General features: G+C 73.1%; 16 protein-coding genes. 12 read left to right on the top strand and 4 right to left on the bottom strand.

Features of this window, described 5'->3' with window-relative positions:
- Nucleotide 1: 1 nt before the first annotated feature.
- Both ACA361_RS21265 and ACA361_RS21260 read right to left on the bottom strand, forming a co-directional pair.
- Entirely contained in the window at nt 2-433 is a 432-nt protein-coding gene (locus ACA361_RS21265; RefSeq protein ID WP_375014178.1) for a hypothetical protein, read from the bottom strand.
- Between the two features lie 72 nt (nt 434-505).
- Nucleotides 506-1234 carry a DedA family protein gene (locus tag ACA361_RS21260; RefSeq protein WP_375014176.1) on the bottom strand — a complete coding sequence of 243 codons (729 nt, stop codon included), beginning with the start codon at nt 1232-1234 and terminating at the stop codon, nt 506-508.
- 390 nt (nt 1235-1624) lie between these two features.
- Between ACA361_RS21260 and fbaA the strand changes: the two genes are divergently transcribed.
- The 4 genes from fbaA (at nt 1625) to ACA361_RS21240 (ending at nt 4283) form a co-directional block, all read left to right on the top strand.
- Nucleotides 1625-2647, top strand: a complete 1023-nt coding sequence (fbaA, locus tag ACA361_RS21255) for a class II fructose-bisphosphate aldolase (protein ID WP_375014174.1) — start codon at nt 1625-1627, stop codon at nt 2645-2647.
- A 92-nt stretch (nt 2648-2739) separates the two neighbouring features.
- Entirely contained in the window at nt 2740-3198 is a 459-nt protein-coding gene (locus ACA361_RS21250) for a winged helix-turn-helix transcriptional regulator (RefSeq protein ID WP_375014172.1), read from the top strand.
- A 48-nt stretch (nt 3199-3246) separates the two neighbouring features.
- On the top strand, nt 3247-3786 hold the full coding sequence (locus ACA361_RS21245; protein WP_375014170.1) for a GNAT family N-acetyltransferase: 540 nt from the start codon (nt 3247-3249) through the stop codon (nt 3784-3786).
- A 74-nt stretch (nt 3787-3860) separates the two neighbouring features.
- Entirely contained in the window at nt 3861-4283 is a 423-nt protein-coding gene (locus ACA361_RS21240) for a DUF3151 domain-containing protein (protein WP_375014168.1), read from the top strand.
- A gap of 28 nt (nt 4284-4311) precedes the next feature.
- On the opposite strand, the gene ACA361_RS21235 is transcribed toward ACA361_RS21240, so the two are convergent.
- Nucleotides 4312-5760 carry an FAD/NAD(P)-binding protein gene (locus ACA361_RS21235; protein ID WP_375014166.1) on the bottom strand — a complete coding sequence of 483 codons (1449 nt, stop codon included), beginning with the start codon at nt 5758-5760 and terminating at the stop codon, nt 4312-4314.
- A 120-nt stretch (nt 5761-5880) separates the two neighbouring features.
- Between ACA361_RS21235 and ACA361_RS21230 the strand changes: the two genes are divergently transcribed.
- From ACA361_RS21230 to ACA361_RS21220, 3 genes are all read left to right on the top strand, one after another.
- The gene (locus tag ACA361_RS21230) at nt 5881-6996 is read left to right on the top strand and encodes a LuxR C-terminal-related transcriptional regulator (protein ID WP_375014164.1); all 1116 of its coding nucleotides are present in this window, start codon (nt 5881-5883) and stop codon (nt 6994-6996) included.
- Between the two features lie 117 nt (nt 6997-7113).
- Nucleotides 7114-8397, top strand: coding sequence for an adenylosuccinate synthase (locus ACA361_RS21225; RefSeq protein ID WP_375014162.1), 1284 nt, complete (start codon nt 7114-7116; stop codon nt 8395-8397).
- 118 nt (nt 8398-8515) lie between these two features.
- Complete coding sequence (locus ACA361_RS21220; protein ID WP_375014161.1) at nt 8516-9436, top strand: glycerophosphodiester phosphodiesterase family protein; 921 nt, start codon at nt 8516-8518, stop codon at nt 9434-9436.
- 16 nt (nt 9437-9452) lie between these two features.
- Here ACA361_RS21220 and ACA361_RS21215 read toward each other — a convergent pair whose 3' ends face one another.
- Nucleotides 9453-10559, bottom strand: a complete 1107-nt coding sequence (locus ACA361_RS21215) for a magnesium and cobalt transport protein CorA (RefSeq protein ID WP_375014159.1) — start codon at nt 10557-10559, stop codon at nt 9453-9455.
- A gap of 390 nt (nt 10560-10949) precedes the next feature.
- Here ACA361_RS21215 and purD point away from each other — a divergent pair, with 390 nt between their 5' ends.
- From purD to murA, 5 genes are all read left to right on the top strand, one after another.
- Nucleotides 10950-12197 carry a phosphoribosylamine--glycine ligase gene (purD, locus tag ACA361_RS21210; protein WP_375014157.1) on the top strand — a complete coding sequence of 416 codons (1248 nt, stop codon included), beginning with the start codon at nt 10950-10952 and terminating at the stop codon, nt 12195-12197.
- A gap of 63 nt (nt 12198-12260) precedes the next feature.
- Nucleotides 12261-13571, top strand: a complete 1311-nt coding sequence (gene purB / locus ACA361_RS21205; protein WP_375014155.1) for an adenylosuccinate lyase — start codon at nt 12261-12263, stop codon at nt 13569-13571.
- Between the two features lie 26 nt (nt 13572-13597).
- Nucleotides 13598-14380, top strand: coding sequence for an MOSC domain-containing protein (locus tag ACA361_RS21200; RefSeq protein ID WP_375014153.1), 783 nt, complete (start codon nt 13598-13600; stop codon nt 14378-14380).
- A gap of 7 nt (nt 14381-14387) precedes the next feature.
- Nucleotides 14388-15242, top strand: coding sequence for a phosphoribosylaminoimidazolesuccinocarboxamide synthase (locus tag ACA361_RS21195; protein ID WP_375014151.1), 855 nt, complete (start codon nt 14388-14390; stop codon nt 15240-15242).
- 314 nt (nt 15243-15556) lie between these two features.
- Nucleotides 15557-16843 carry a UDP-N-acetylglucosamine 1-carboxyvinyltransferase gene (gene murA, locus ACA361_RS21190; protein WP_375014249.1) on the top strand — a complete coding sequence of 429 codons (1287 nt, stop codon included), beginning with the start codon at nt 15557-15559 and terminating at the stop codon, nt 16841-16843.
- Nucleotides 16844-16948: the final 105 nt, after the last annotated feature.

Raw genomic sequence — 16948 nt, 5'->3', positions numbered from 1 at the left:
GTCAGCGTTCGCGTTCGGGGACGAACCATTCGCCGCGGGTCCCGGCCGGCTTGCGCGCCTGGACCTCGCCGTAGATGGTCACCTCCACCGAGCCGCCGTTGACGGCGACGACGGAGAGGGGTGCCTGGTCGTACCTGCGGGCCTCCCCGGTGTTGAGGACGCCCGAATGCAGGACGTCGCCGCTGGTGGTGCCGCGCACGTACACCTGCGTGGGCGCGCCCGTGACGCGGATGACCAGCGGCGTCTGCGCGGCGGCGGGGCTCTGCGCCGGGCGGGACGTCTCCGGGGCCGCGGACGTGCCCGTCTGCGGCCCCGAGTCCTCCGGCTCGGTGGCCGCCGGAGGCGCCGCGGCGCCTGGATCCTTGGACGAGCTGCCGGTCAGCGCGTTCACCAGCGCCATGCCGCCCACGACCAGAAGCGCTAATGCGAGCATCACGGCTACGACCGCGATGAGGATGCGCGCGAGACCCCGAGGGTCCGACCGATGACGTCCCACATGGGGAGGTTAGCGATAACTGTCACCGCTGAGCGACGGACGTGACTCTTCAGAGGCATTCTTATTCGTACCGTTGCCCGCCCGGCGGCGCCCGCGGCGCATCTCGCGGACCATCGGGACGGCGCACAGGAGCAGGACGACGGCCACTCCCGGCATGATGTACGACTCGATGTTAGGGACCGTGGCGCCGAGGTAGTGGCCCAGCAGGAACAGGGAGTCCGTCCAGATCACGGCGCCGACGACGTTCCAGAGGAGGAACCTGCGGGCGTCCATGCCGCAGATCCCGGCGAGCGGGTTGAGGAACGTCCGGACGATCGGGATGAAGCGGGCGACCACGACGGCGTTGGCCGGGCCGAAGCGCTCGAAATAATATTCCGCCTTGCGGACCCAGTCCTGCCGGAAGATTCGGGAGTCGGGGCGCTCGAAGAGCCGGCGGCCGTACCTGGCGCCCATCCAGTGCCCGAGTTGCGCGCCGAGGATGGCCGCGATCGGGCCGCCGATCAGCAGCCAGGGCAGCGACAGCGGCTGGAACTCCTGGCCGTCGACGGTCGTGACGGCGGTGAGGATGCCCGCCGTGAAGAGCAGCGAGTCGCCCGGCAGGACGCAGCCGAAGAGCAGCCCGGTCTCGGCGAAGATGATGACGAGGACGCCGATCGTCGCGAACGTGCCGAACAGCCGCAGCCAGGCCGCCGGATGCAGCCATTCGGTGACGTCGAGCGGTACGAGCGCGAGATCCACCCTGCGAGGGTAACCCGGCGGAGGCGCCTCGGGCCGGGGCACTCCGCGGCACATGAGATAATCCCGGCCCCTCCCTCCCCGTTCCGGCCGACTCGGTACGGAGTTGTACGCCTTTCTCCGTCCCTAGGCGGAACGATCCAGTAACCCCGGCAATGTCGGGGGCGTTCGGGCCGTGGCGCGCCGCTCAGGCCCGTACAGCGGCTCCCCGGCCGGTAGCGCGCGCTTGCCGGGGGGCTGGGCGGGCACTCCCGGAGGGAAATCCGAGATACTGGCCCCTGGACGGCATGCCCTGCCCGGACCCCGCGTCTCCCGGCCCGCCCGGGACGCTGGTCGGGGCGCACCGCCCGGCCGGATGCCCGGCGGCACCGCTGCGTAAGAAAGGACGCTGACATGCCCATCGCGACGCCCGAGGTCTACGCGGAGATGCTCGACCGTGCCAAGCAGGACGGGTTCGCCTACCCCGCGATCAACGTGACGTCGAGCCAGACCCTGAACGCGGCGCTGCGCGGCTTCGCCGACGCCGAGAGCGACGGGATCATCCAGGTCTCCACCGGCGGCGCGGAGTACCTGTCCGGCGCCTCGGTGAAGGACATGGTGGTGGGCTCGGTCGCGCTGGCCGAGTACGCCCGCGTGGTGGCCGACAAGTACCCGGTCAACATCGCCCTGCACACCGACCACTGCCCCAAGGACAAGCTCGACGGCTTCATGCGGCCGCTGATCAAGCTGTCCCAGGAGCGGGTGAAGCGCGGCGAGCAGCCGCTGTTCCAGTCGCACATGTGGGACGGGTCGGCCGTCGAGCTGCACGAGAACCTGCAGATCGCCGCCGAGCTGCTGGAGCAGTGCGCCAAGGCGAACATCATCATGGAGATGGAGATCGGCGTCGTCGGCGGCGAGGAGGACGGCGTCGCCAACGAGATCAACGAGAAGCTCTACACCACCAACGGCGACGCGCTGGAGACCGCGAAGGCCGTCGGCGTGGGCGAGAAGGGCCGCTACATCCTGGCCGCGACGTTCGGGAACGTGCACGGCGTCTACAAGCCGGGCGCGGTCAAGCTGCGTCCCGAGGTGCTGAAGGGCATCCAGGACGCGGTCGGCGCCGAGTACGGCAAGGACAAGCCGTTCGACCTGGTGTTCCACGGCGGCTCGGGCTCCACGCTGGAGGAGATCCGCGAGGCGGTGTCGTACGGCGTCATCAAGATGAACATCGACACCGACACGCAGTACGCCTTCACCCGCCCGATCGCCGAGCACATGTTCCGCAACTACGACGGCGTGCTGAAGGTGGACGGCGAGGTCGGCAACAAGAAGCAGTACGACCCGCGCTCGTACGGCAAGGCGGCCGAGGCGAACATGGCCGCCCGCATCGTCGAGGCGTGCGAGAGCCTGATGTCGGCGGGCAAGAAGCTGAAGTAGGCCGCGCCTTCCCGGCCTCGGCCGCGGCCGCCCCGGTCCCGCGCGGACCGGGGCGGTTCGTTTCTTCACACAACCCGGGTAACCTCGCGTGCGTGGCGCTGCCCCGCACTTACGACTCCCAGAACTGCTCGATCGCCCGCTCGCTGGAGATCGTCGGCGACCGCTGGACGCTGCTGGTGATCCGCAGCGCGTTCGAGGGCGTACGCCGGTTCGACGACTTCCAGGACGCGCTGGGCGTGGCCCGCAACGTGCTGACCGACCGGCTCGCCCGGCTCTGCGAGGAGGGCGTCCTGCGCCGCGTGCGCTACCAGGAGCGTCCCGACCGGTTCGAGTACCGGCTCACCCGCAAGGGCGTCGAGCTGTGGCCGGTCATCATGACGCTGCTGAAGTGGGGCGACCGGCACTACGCCCCGGACGGCCCGCCGGTGCTGGTCGGGCACGCCGGCTGCCCGGGCCTGCTCACCGACCGGCTGACCTGCGACCACTGCGGCCGGCCGCTGGAGCCGCACGAGGTGGACGCCCGGCCGGGGCCGGGTTCGACCGCGACCTGACCCCCTAGGTAGTTGCTTCACGCAACCTACTGCTGTCCAATGAGTTGCATGAAACAACTTCATGGGGCCGACGGCGTCCCCGCCTCCCTGTCCGCGCTGATCCCGCTCAGCGACGTCCGCTTCCGCCCGTACGGCATCGGCGACGGCGACCGGCTCCGCCGCATGTCGGACCGGCTCTCCACGAAGTCCCTCTACACCCGCTTCTTCTCCGGCACCCCCCGCATCCCGGACGCGTACGCGGCGCAGCTGGCCGCGCTCGACCACTGGGACCGGGAGGCGATGGTCGCGCTGCTGGACGGCGAGATGATCGGCCTGGCGCACTACGTCCGCGACCACGCGCGCCCGTGCCGCGCCGAGCTGGCCGTCCTGGTCGCCGACCCCTGGCAGCGGCACGGCCTGGGTCGCCGGCTGGTCGCGTACCTGGCCGTGCTGGCGCAGCGGCGCGGCATCACCGGCTTCGACGCCGACGTGATCCTGGAGAACCGCGAGGCGATGCTGGCGATCCGCCACGCCTGGCCCGCCGCGCGCCCGCGGACCCGGGACGGCGCCGCCCGCTACGACCTGCCGCTTCCGCTCCCGGCGGCATGATCGGGGCGTGGCCCGTGCCGCCGTTCCCGCGCGGCGGGACCCGGGTTGAGGCGCACCGGCCGCGCCCACTTACGATGACCCGCATGACCCAGAACCTGCTCGGCGGCCCGCCCCCGACCGAACTGCCGGACAACGCCGAGGCCCGCGCGGCCCTCGACGGCGGCGTCGACCCGGTCGAGGTGGCCGCCCGCCATCCGGAGTACCCGGGCGCGTGGGCCGCGCTGGCGGATCGCGCCTTCACCGCCGGCAGCGTGATCGAGTCGTACGCGTACGCGCGCACCGGCTACCACCGCGCGCTCGACCAGCTGCGCCGGGCGGGCTGGAAGGGTCAGGGGCCGGTGCCGTGGGAGCACGAGCCCAACCGCGGCTTCCTGCGCGCCCTGCACGCCCTCGGCCGCGCCGCCGCCGCGATCGGCGAGGACCACGAGGCCGAGCGCTGCAAGACCTTCCTGCGCGACAGCAGCCCCACCGCCGCCGAGGCCCTCAACGGCGGCTGAACGCCCGCCACGAGTCAACACTTAGGGGCTAGGCGGGGGTGCGGGCCGCGGCGGCGATCGATTCGGCCGTTCTCGCCGCCTGGGCGGCCACGCCGGGGATGCCCGAGGTGATGAACGAGCCGCCGCCCGCCAGGTCGCCCACCAGGTGCAGGCGCGGGTCGGGGCGGCCGCCGGCGAGCAGCCGGCCGGTGCCGGGATCGGCCGCCAGGCCGCCGTCCGGGTGCCGGGCGGCGCCCGCCGCCAGGAGCGAGGCGACCAGGGGCTCCGCGGCCCGGGGGACCGACCGCGGCGGCGGGTTCACCGCGTTGATCACCACGTCGGCGGTACGGACGCCGCCCGCGTGCGCCACCCGGAACCCGGACCCGTCCCGCCCGATCCCGGCGAGGCCCGCGAGGACCTCCAGCCGCCCCGAGTCGAACAGGTCCAGCAGCACGGCGGCGTTCCGCGGCACCATCGGCGACGCCACGGCCGTGATCGTGCGGAAGAGCCCGCGGCGCAGCCGTTCCCGGTCCGGCCCGGCCAGCAGCCGCCAGGCGAGCGGCCCGACCGTGTGCGCGGCCACCTGGACGATCCGGCGGCCCATCGGCGGCGCGTCCACCGCGGCGAGCTGCTCGCGGAGGTTCCGGGCGGGGTCGGCCTTCATGGCCGCGGCGATATCGGCGGCCAGCGCGTCCCAGTCCTCGCCCCGGTCCGCCAGCTCGGCGCGGATCAGCCCGATCAGCACGTCCAGCGGTACGGGGGCGTCCAGCGACCGCAGCCGGCCGGCGGTCAGGTGGCGCGGTTCGGCGGCGGCCGGCCGCTGCCAGACGAAAGGCAGCGCGCCGCCGCGCGACGCAAGGGCGATCCGCCCCTCGTGCCCGCGCGCCGCGAGCGACACGGCGATGTCGACGGCGGTCAGGCCGGTGCCGATCACGACGACGTCCCGGCCGGCGGGGACGTCCGCGAGCGTCCGTTCGAGCGGGTACGGGTCGGCGACGAAACCCGGCGCGCCCGCGAGCCCGTAGTGGTCGTGGGGCGTGCCGCCGCCGACGCACAGGACGGCCTGGTCGGCCGCGTGAGTCCCGGCCGCCGTCTCCAGGACGAGCCGGCCGCCCTCCTCGGCGACGCCCAGCACGGCGGACCGCACGACGCGGGCGTCCCGGAAGCGGCCGAGCGCCGCCCGCGCCGTGTCCTCCAGGTACCGGCCGTACAGGCCGCGCGGCAGCAGCGGCCGGCCGAGCCCCGGATCCGTGTACGCGTCGAACGCGGCCCCGTGGCCGGCCAGCCAGCGGGCGTAGTGCGCCGGGTCCCCGGCGCGGATCGACATGATCTCCGGTGGTGCGTTGACGAGCACCGACTCCAGGTCGGGCTGGTAGGGGCGGCCGCGCCACGGCAGCGGCGCGGGGTCGAACACGGTGACCGCCGCGGCGGCTCCGGCGGGCAGGGCGTCCAGCAGCCCGACGGCGGCGGCCCCGGCCCCGATGATCGCGATTTCCATGGGGCCGAGCCTCGCCGCCCGGCCGCCCGATCCCCATCCCCCCGCTTGGGGGAGCCGCCGGCCCGTATCCCCTCAAACGAGGGGGTACGGCGCGCGGCCGGGCCGGGCAGACTGGATCGGGTGATCGACGAACGGGGCGCGCGCGCCGTACTCGAACGGACCGGGCGGGCGAAGGACGCGGGCGAGGTGTTCGCCGCGGCGTCGGCGCGGCTGCGCCGCCTGGTGAACTTCCAGGCGGCGGCGTGGTCGGCGACCGATCCCGAGACCGGGCTGGTCACCGCGCCGATGCGGGTCGAGAACCTGGGGCGCGGCGACGACTGCTTCACGTACTGGGAGTGCGCGCTCCTGGAGGAGAGCGTCATCCCGTTCCGGGAGCTGGCCCGCGCCGCCGTCCCCGCGGCGGGGCTGCGGGCGAGCACGGACGATCTGCCCGCGCGCAGCGCCCAGTACCGCAAGCTCCTCGGGCGGCAGGGCGTGGGCGACGAGCTGCGGGCCGTCCTGCGGGCCGGCGGCCGGCCGTGGGGGGTGGTGAGCCTCTTCCGCGAGAAGGGGAGCGCGCCCTTCGGCGCCGCCGACGTGGCGCTCCTCGCGAGCCTGTCGGCGCCGCTGGCGGGCCGCCTGCGGGCGCTGGCGCGGCCCGTCCAGCCGGTGGGGGACGCGGGGACGCCGGAGCCCGGCCTGATCATCTTCGACGCCGCCGGGACGCCGCTCTCGATCAACGACGCGGCCCGCGCGTACCTGGACCGGCTCCCGGCCGGGCCGTCCAGGCCGTCGCCGCTCGGCCCGCCGCTGCCGGTGTGGCTCACCGGGGCGGCCGCCCAGGCGCGCGCCGTCGCGGCCGGGCGCGACCGCGGGGCGGCCCGGGTGCGGATCCGTACCCGGGACGGCCGCTGGCTGGTCTGCCACGCGTCCTGCCTGGACGGCCCGGACGGCGCCCCCGGCCCCACCGCGATGGTGATCCAGCCCGCCGCCGGCTCCGACATGGCGCCGATCATCGCCGAGGCGTACGGGCTGTCGCCCCGCGAGCTGGAGATCACCCAGCTGGTGGCGCGCGGGCTGTCCACCGGCGAGATCGCCGCCGAGCTGGTCATCTCCCCGCATACAGTGCGCGACCACATCAAGACGGTCTTCGCCAAGACCCGCGTGACCAGCCGCGGCCAGCTGGTCGCCCGCCTTTTCACCGCGGACTACTGGCCCCGCCGGACGGCCGGATCCGTACCGGGATCGGCCGCCTGACCAGCGGCGCGACGCCCTCCCGGTTTCCTTGGCGGCCCGGTGCGGGTACGATTTGATCGCAAGAGGCCCCTTCGCGCTTGCGATCAGGGGCCTTCGTCGTGGGAAGGGTGAATCGGCATGCCGGCGATCGTTCTGGTCGGGGCTCAGTGGGGGGACGAGGGGAAGGGCAAGGCCACCGACCTGCTGGGGGGTGACGTCGACTACGTCGTCCGCTACCAGGGCGGCAACAACGCCGGCCACACGGTGGTCATCGGCGACAAGAGCTACGCCCTGCACCTGCTGCCCTCGGGAGTGCTCTCCCCGGACGTGGTGCCGGTGATCGGGAACGGCGTGGTGATCGACCCGTCGGTGCTCCTGCAGGAGATCGACGGGCTCAAGGACCGCGGGATCGGCTGCGAGCGGCTGCTGATCTCCGCCAACGCGCACCTGATCATGCCCCACCACCGGGCGCTGGACAAGGTCACCGAGCGGTACCTCGGCAAGGCCCGGATCGGCACCACCGGGCGCGGCATCGGCCCGACCTACGCCGACAAGATCAACCGGATGGGCGTCCGGGTGCAGGACCTGTTCGACGCCAACATCCTCACCCAGAAGCTCGACCTGGCGCTGCGCGAGAAGAACCAGGTCCTCACCAAGGTCTACAACCGGCGCCGGATCGACACCGGCCCGATCGTCCAGGAGTACCTGGAGTACGGCGAGCGGCTGCGCCCGTATGTCGCCGACACCACCCTCGTCATCAACAAGGCGCTTGAAGACGACAAGGTGGTGCTCCTGGAAGGCGCCCAGGGAACGCTCCTGGACATCGACCACGGCACGTACCCGTTCGTGACCTCGTCCAGCCCCACCGCGGGCGGCGCCTGCGCGGGCTCCGGGGTCGGCCCGACCCGGATCACCAAGGTGATCGGGATCCTCAAGGCGTACACCACCCGCGTCGGCTCGGGCCCGTTCCCGACCGAGCTGCTGGACGAGTGGGGCGAGTTCCTGCGCAAGACCGGCGGCGAGTACGGCGTCACCACCGGCCGCGACCGCCGCTGCGGCTGGTTCGACGCGGTGATCGCGCGCTACGCCACCCGGGTCAACGGCGTCACCGACTACTTCCTCACCAAGCTGGACGTGCTGTCCGGCCTGGAGCGGGTCCCGGTCTGCGTCGCGTACGACGTGGACGGCCGGCGCGTGGACGAGCTGCCGGCCTCGCAGACCGAGTTCCACCACGCCAAGCCGATCCTGGAGTACCTGGACGGCTGGCAGGAGGACATCACCGCCGCCAAGACCTTCGACGACCTCCCCAAGAACGCGCAGCGCTACGTCCGCGCGCTGGAGGAGATGTCGGGGGCGCAGATCTCGGCGATCGGTGTCGGCCCGGGCCGCGACCAGACGCTGGCGCTGCGCCCGCTCGTCTAACGACACGGCAACATCCAAAGGCAGGATGTCCCCCTTTGGTCACTGGCGTCCCGAACGTTCGACGGAATCTCACCGGTCGGTCACGAGTCGTTCCGCGGCCGGATGTAGCGTTCCAGCCGTGACTTTCACCGGGGGCACCGTCGAGCTGCACGGACACCGGGGGGCACGGGGTCTCCGGCCGGAGAACACCCTGCCCGGAATCGCCCACGCGCTGGCGCTGGGCGTCCACGCGATCGAGATCGACGTGGGCCTCAGCGCCGACGACGTCGTGGTCCTCAACCACGACCAGGTGCTCTCGCCGCTCACGGCCACCGACACCGGCCCGGCACTGCCCGGCGACCCGCGCTACCCGTACGTCGGCAAGCCGCTGCGCGAGCTGACGCTGGCGCAGATCCGGACCGTGGACGCCGGCATCCGGCGGCCCGGGCGCGACGACGACCCGTTCGTGCTCACCCAGCTGCCGCTGCCCGGCACCCCGCCGCCCACGCTGGCGGAGGTGTGCGCGCTGCTCAGCGCCGTCCCGGAGGTGGCGCCCGCGGTCGAGCTGAAGACCGACCCGGGATGGCCCGACGCCGAGATCACCCGGTTCACCGCCGCGGTCGCCGAGGTGCTGGCCGCGTTCGGGCTGACCGCGCGGGCGCGGCTGCTGGCGTTCGACTGGCGGGTGCTGGTGGAGGCCCGCCGGTACGCGCCGGAGGCGGGCCGCGTCGCGCTGGTGGAGCGCGCGACGGCCGTGGCCGGGACGCGCTGGCTGGCCGGGCTCGACCACAAGGACCCGGCCGGCGCCGCGCTCGACATCGGCGCCACCGCGCTGTCCCCCGAGATGGCGATGGCGACCCCCGAGCTGGTCGAGCGCGCCCAGCGGATGGCCCTGCCGGTCGCGGTGTGGACGCTGAACGAGCCCGCCGAGATGGAGCGGTTCGTCGGCTACGGCGTCGACGCGATCGTCACCGACTACCCCGACCGGCTGCGCCGCGTCCTCGCCGAGCGCGGGCTGCCCGTGCCGGAGCAGTACCCGGACGCGCTGTCGGTGGGCTAGCCGGCGGCCGGCCCGCCTAGAGCCAGCCGTTGCGGCGGAAACCGCGGTAGAGGCAGAAACAGGCGGTCGCGATGACGCCGAGGATCATCGGGTAGCCGAACCTCCACTGGGTCTCCGGCATGAACGTGAAGTTCATCCCGTAGATCCCGGCGATCGCGGTCGGGACCATGAACAGGGCGCCCCACGCGGAGATCTTCCGCATGTCCTTGTTGTCGGCGACGGTGACCTGCGTCATGTGCGCCTGGAGGATCGGGTTGAGCAGCTCGTCGTACGACTCGACCTGCTCGCGGACGCGGGTCAGGTGGTCCTCGACGTCGCGCAGGTACTCCTTGATCTCGGCCGGGACGAACCGCCGCCCGCCGAGGTTGCGCAGCGGCCCGGCCAGCGGCCCGACCGCCCGCTTGAGCTGGATGACCTCGCGCTTGAGCCGGTAGATGCGGCGCGACTCGTCGGTCCGCTCGGGTGAGAACACCGCCTCCTCGACCTCGTCGATGTCCTCCTGGACGGCGTCGGCGACGTTCACGTACCCGTCCACCACCCGGTCGGCGATCGCGTGCACCACGGCGGCCGGGCCGAGGGCCAGGCGGCCCGGGTCGCGCTCCAGCCGGCCGCGGACCGAGGCGAGCTCGCCGTGCGCGCCGTGCCGTACGGTCACCACGAAGTCCGGCCCCACGAAGATCATCAGCTCGCCGGTCTCGACGACCTCCGGAGCCTCCGGAGCCTTGCGCACGTAGCCGACGGTCTTCATCACGAAGAAGTTGACGTCGTCGTACCGCTCCAGCTTGGGCCGCTGGTGGGCGTGGATCGCGTCCTCCACCGCCAGCGGGTGCAGGCCGAAGACCTCGGCCAGCTCGGACAGCTCGGTCGCGGACGGCTCGTGCAGGCCGACCCAGACGAATCCAGCGCTGGCGTCGTTCTCCGCGCGGGCCAGCTCGCCGTCGCGGATCATGCGGACGGCGTCCTCGACGGTGTCGGTGCAGACGCGGTGGCCGTCGATGTAGGCGGCCCAGTCGATGACGGCGGTGTCGCGGCGGCGCAGCGCGGACGGCGCGGCGCTCGGCCGGCCCAGCGACTTGAACAGCGACCTGGTCGCGCGGCCCGGGCGAACTCGTGTCATGGCCATGGTGCGGCTCCTAACCCGCCGGCCGGACACGCACGTCAGGGCGCGCTCGATCCCGGGGCCAGAGCGAGAAACCTGGAACCTAGAACGGGGAGCGCGCGCGTGCGCCGGCCGGACGCCGGATAGAGGCGGACGGATGGACAGTCCGGCTCGGACTGTGAGGGATCTCCGGCGTACTGCAAGGATCACCAGGACTCATCCCGACCACCTCCCTTCGCTCCTCGGCGGCGGCCCGTCTCCGGGCCTGGGGCCGGGTGAAGCTTACCAGCCGGCCACAAAAGCGAACCGGGAATGAGGACGTCCGGGGCGCGGGGGAAGTTCACCGGGGGCCGGTGTGGCGGCGGTCACCCCGCCTCCGGGCGGCGGCCCCGCCCGGCCGGATAGGCTCCCGGCGTGCGAGTACTCGTCCTAGGATCCGGCGGCCGCGAGCACGCGCTCGCCCGCGCGCTGCACCGCGACCCCTCCGTCACCGCCCTGCACTGCGCCCCCGGCAACCCGGGCACCGCGCCGATCGCCGAGAACCACGCGCTGGATCCGGCCGATCCCACCGCCGTGGTCGAGCTCGCCGGGCGGCTGCGCGCCGAGCTGGTCGTGGTCGGCCCGGAGGCGCCGCTGATGGAGGGCGTCGCCGACGCGCTCGGCCGGGCGGGCATCCCCTGCTTCGGCCCCGACCGCGAGGCCGCCACGATCGAGGGCTCCAAGGCGTTCGCCAAGGACATCATGGGCGCGGCGAACGTCCCGACCGCCGCCGCGCGGGTGTGCGAGACCGACGCCGAGGTCCAGGAGGCGCTGGACGCGTTCGGCGCGCCGTACGTGGTGAAGGACGACGGCCTCGCCGCGGGCAAGGGCGTGGTGGTGACCGAGGACCGCGCCGAGGCCGCCGCGCACGCCGCCTCCTGCGGCCGCGTGGTCATCGAGGAGTACCTCGACGGCCCGGAGGTGTCGCTGTTCGCGCTGTGCGACGGCAACTCGGCCGTCCCGCTGCTGCCCGCGCAGGACTTCAAGCGCGCGTACGACGGCGGCGAGGGCCCCAACACCGGCGGCATGGGCGCGTACGCGCCGCTCCCGTGGGCGCCGCCCGGCCTGGTGGACGAGGTCATGGCCACGGTCGTGCAGCCCGCCGTGGACGAGCTGCGCCGCCGCAACACGCCGTACGTGGGCGTCCTGTACGCGGGCCTCGCGCTGACGCCCAAGGGCGTGCGCGTGGTCGAGTTCAACGCGCGCTTCGGCGACCCGGAGACGCAGGTCGTGCTGGACCGGCTCGCCACGCCGCTCGCCTCCCTGCTCCAGGCGTGCGCGATCGGCGGGCTGAACCCCGACTTCCGGCCCGAATGGCACGAGGGCGCCGCCGTGACCGTCGTGATCGCCGCCGAGAACTACCCGGCGGCGCCGGCCAAGGGCGACGTCATCGAGGGCCTGGACGCGGCGAACGAGGTGCCCGGCGCGTACGTCCTGCACGCCGGTACCAAGCGCGACGCGGACGGAAACCTCGTCGCCAACGGCGGCCGCGTGCTGAACGTCGTCGGCTCCGGCCCCGACCTGGCCGCCGCGCGGGCCGCCGCCTACGAGGCCGTGAGCCGCATCACGCTGCGCGGCTCGCACCACCGCACCGACATCGCGCTCACCGCGTCCGGAGGCTGATCCCGCGCCGCGGGCGGCGGGCCCCGGGCGCGGGCACGGCGGCCGACCTGGAAGAATCGTTCCGTGATTGAGCGGTACACCCTTCCGGAGATGGGACGCGTCTGGAGCGACGCGCACAAGTACGAGCTGTGGTGCAAGGTCGAGACCCTGGTGGTCGAGGCCCACGCCGCGGCCGGCACGATCCCGGCGGAGGTGGTGGAGCCCGTTCGCAACGCGCCGCCGCCGACGCCGGAGGCGGTGCACGAGATCGAGGCGGTCACCCAGCACGACGTGATCGCGTTCCTGTCGGCCTGGGCGGACAACACCGAGCCGCGGGAGGCGGCGCGGTACGTCCACTTCGGCATGACCTCGTCCGACCTGCTGGACACGGCGCTGGCCCTCCAGCTCGTCGAGGCCACCGACATCCTGCTGGCCAAGGCGGACGCGCTGGTCGCGACGCTGCGCGACCACGCCCTGGAGCACAAGGCCACCCTGCGGGTCGGGCGGACGCACGGCATCCACGGGGAGCCGGACGTCTGGGGGCACCGGGTCGCCGACTTCGCGTTCGCGATGGCGCGCTCCCGGGACCGGCTGCGGCGCGCCCGCGAGGCCGTGGGAGTGATGGCGATCTCCGGCGCGGTCGGGACGTACAGCAACATCGACCCGGCGATCGAGGCGCACGTCGCGGAGCGGCTGGGCCTGGCCCGCGCGGACGTGTCCACCCAGGTGGTCATCCGGGACGGCATCAGCGAGTGGGTCTCCGCCCTGGCGATCATGGCGACGGTGTGCGAGGCGATCGCGCTGGAGGTGCGGCACGGGCAGCGCACCGAGGTGCGCGAGCTGTGGGAGCCGTTCGGCAAGGGGCAGAAGGGCTCCTCCGCCATGCCGCACAAGAAGAACCCGATCATCTCCGAGCGGCTGGCGGGGATGGCGCGGATCGTGCGGGCGCAGATCGTCCCGGTGCTGGAGGGCATCCCGCTCTGGCACGAGCGCGACATCTCGCACTCGTCCACCGAGCGGATCGCGCTGCCGGACGCGTCCATCGCGCTCGACTACATGCTCAACCTCACGAACCGGCTGATGTCGGGCCTGGTCGTGGACGCCGACCGGATGACGGCCAACCTGGAGTCCACCGGCGGCCTGATCTACACCTCGACCGTGCTGCTGGAGCTGGTCGAGGCCGGGATGTCCCGCGACGACGAGGCGTACCCGCTCGTCCAGAAGGCCGCCATGGAGACCTGGCAGACCGGCGAGCCGTTCCGGGAGACTCTGCGGAAGCGCGCCGCCGAGGCGGGCCTGAGCCTGGACGAGGACCGGCTGGACGCCGTCTGCCGGCCCGAGCGGTTCGTCGAGCGGCTCGGCCCCGTCTTCGAGCGCCTGGCCGCGCTGACGTAGCCCTGGGAGAACAAGAGGAGGCCCGGATGGCCCCGAGGCTGACCGAACTCGCCGTCTACCCGTTCAAGAGCGCCGCCGGGACGCCGCTGCGCACGGCGGAGCTGCTCGCGACCGGGCTCCGGTACGACCGCGAGTTCATGCTCGTCAGCCCCGGGGGCCGGTTCCTGTCGCAGCGCGACCACGCCGAGATGGCGCTGCTGCGGCCCTCGTACGACGGCGAGGAGCTCGCGGTCGAGGCGCCGGGGCGGGCGTCGTTCGTCCACAAGCCGGTGGCGGACGGCCCGGTGCTGGACGTGCTGGTGCACCGGTCGGAGTGCCAGGGGGTCGACCAGGGCGACGAGGCGGCCGGCTGGTTCTCCGAGTTCCTCGGCGCGGACTGCCGGCTGGTGCGCTTCACCGGCTCCCGCGCCACCTCCCGCGGCGGCGGGGAGGTCGCGTTCGCCGACGGCTACCCGCTGCTGCTGATCTCCGCCGAGTCGCTGGCCGACCTGAACTCCCGCCTGGACGCCCCGCTGCCGATGAACCGCTTCCGGCCCAACCTCGTCGTCGAGGGGCTCGGCGCGTACGGCGAGGACCGGGTCCGGCTGCTGCGGATCGGCGGAACGGTGATCGAGATGGTCAAGTCCTGCGCCCGCTGCGTGATCACCACCACCGACCAGGAGACCGCGGAACGGGGCCGCGAGCCGCTGCGGACGCTCGCCTCGTACCGGATGATCGACCGGGGGCTGCGTTTCGGCGTGAACGCCGTCCCCCGCACGACCGGGCCGCTGTCGCTCGGCGACCCCGTGGAAATCGTGGAAGAGGCTTAGGCATCCGATGAAGCACCTGCACAGCGGGAAGGTCCGCGACCTGTACGAGCTGCCCGGCGGCGAGCTCCTGATGGTCGCGAGGGACACGATCTCGGCGTTCGACTACGTGCTGGACACGCCGATCCCGGACAAGGGCCGCATCCTGACCCAGCTGTCGCTGTGGTGGTTCGAACGGCTCGCCGACCTGCTGCCCAACCACATCCTGTCCACCGGCCTGCCGCCCGGCGCGCCCGCCGAATGGGCCGGGCGCGCGGTGGTGGCGCGGCGGCTCGACATGGTCCCGGTCGAGTGCGTGGCGCGCGGGTACCTGACCGGCTCGGGGCTGAAGGAGTACGCGAACGCCGGCTCGGTCTGCGGCGTCCCGCTGCCCGGCGGCCTGGTGGACGGCTCCCGGCTGCCCGAGCCGATCTTCACCCCGACCACCAAGGCGGCCGTCGGCGACCACGACGAGCCGATGACGTTCGCCGAGGTCGAGACGGCCGTCGGCGCCGACCTCGCGGCCCGGCTGCGGGAGCTGACGCTGGCCGTGTACGGGCGCGGCGCCGAGCTGGCCCGCGAGCGCGGCATCATCGTCGCCGACACCAAGATCGAGCTGGGCCGGACGGCGGACGGCGAGCTGGTGCTGGCCGACGAGGTGCTGACGCCCGACTCGTCCCGCTTCTGGCCCCTGGACGCGTGGGAGCCGGGACGCTCGCAGCCCTCGTTCGACAAGCAGTTCGTCCGCGACTGGCTGGTGTCGCCGGAGTCCGGCTGGGACCGCGCCTCCGGCGAGGCCCCGCCCCCGCTCCCGCCCGAGATCGTCGACCGGACCCGAGCCAAGTACATCGAGGCCTACGAACGCATCACCGGCCGTACTTTCTAGCCGCGCCGCCGTTCGCTGCCGAGGGGACCGGCCCGGGCCGATGGATCGGATCTCCGGCCCGCCCGAACTTTACGGCGATTCGCGAGGTCATAGAGAGCAGGCGGGAACGACCCGGACGACCGGCACTTCCCACCTCGTTCCCGGTGGTTTACTGGGGACGCGTCGCGCAAGGAGGGGGATGGCGCCAGCACGTCCGGCCCTCGCGACGGCCCCCGTCGAATTCGGACGGGTCACGCCCGCCCGTACGGGGCATGCACACTTCAGTTGATCTTCGCAGGACCGTTTCCGCAGCTAAGGAGCTATACGGCATGAGCATGGGCCACGACGTTCGGTACCGCGTTCGCGGCGGCCGGCAGCTGAACGGCACCGTTTTCATCCAGGGGGCCAAGAACGCGGTCCTGCCCATGATCGGTGCCTCGCTGATGGCGGCGAAAGGCCGGACGGTGCTGCGCAACGTCCCGATCATCGAGGACGTGCGGCGCGCCGTCGAGCTGGCCCGGGCGATCGGGGCGAAGGCCGAGCTGCACGAGGCCGAGCGGACGCTGGTGATCGACGCCTCGACGCTCGACAGCCCGGTCCTGCCCGCCGACATCGCCGCGCGCTTCCGCGGCTCGTTCCTGTTCGTGCCGGCGCTGCTGCACCGGCTGGGCGAGGCCGTGATCGAGGGCGTCGGCGGCTGCAACCTGGGCAGCCGCAACCTGGACTTCCACTACAACGGCTTCAAGCGGCTGGGCGCGACCGTCACCGAGCAGATGGGCGACAACGGCAACGGCCAGATCCACATCAAGGCCGGCGACCTGCGCGGCGGGACGCTCTACTGCGACACCCCCTCGCACACCGGCACCGAGAACCTGATCATGGCGGCGGCGCTCGCCCGCGGCACCACGCTGATCAAGAACGCCGCGCTGGAGCCCGAGGTGCTCGACAACATCGCGCTGCTCCAGGCGATGGGCGCGAGGATCACCGGCGGCGGGACCGGCTTCATCACCGTCGAGGGCGTGGACGAGCTGTCGGCGGTCGAGCACACCGTGATGCCGGACCGGATCGACACCGGCGTGTTCGTGATGGCCGCCGCGATCACCGGCGGGGACCTCCACCTGGTGGGCGCCAACCTGGAGCACCTGGGCGTGGCCGCCGACAAGCTGGAGCAGATGGGGCTGGAGTTCCACCAGCAGGGCGCCGTCCTCCAGGTGCGGCGCGAGCGCGCGCTGCGCCCGATCAACGTGATCACCGACGAGTACCCGGGCTTCGCCACCGACCTCCAGTCGCCGATCATGGCGCTGTCCTGCCTGGCGGACGGCCCGTCCTACATCTACGAGCGGATCTTCGACGGCCGGTTCAAGCTGGCCGACGAGCTCCGGAAGATGGGCGCCGACATCGAGGTGGACGGCAACCGCGCCAAGGTCAACGGGCCGAACGCGCTGCGCGGCGCCGAGGTGGAGGCGCACGACCTGCGCTGCGGCAGCGCGCTGGTGCTGGCCGGGCTGGCCGCCGAGGGCGAGACCACGATCACCTCGGCGTACTACCTCGACCGCGGTCACGCGCACACCGCCGAGCGGCTCTCGCAGCTGGGCGCGGAGATCATCCGCGAGACCTTCTGAACCGTTCTTCGGGCGTCCGGGAGGCCGTCCCCGGGGGCGACCCTGACTGGCTTTCTGACATCGTTTCCTGACAGGCGCCTGACGCCTGGGCGCGCGGCCCGGTCC

Source organism: Actinomadura sp. 21ATH, assembly GCF_041951345.1.
Classification (GTDB): Bacteria; Actinomycetota; Actinomycetes; order Streptosporangiales; family Streptosporangiaceae; genus Spirillospora.
The sequence above is the reverse complement of the archived record's forward strand: the minus strand, read 5'-3'. Positions and strand labels throughout refer to the sequence as shown.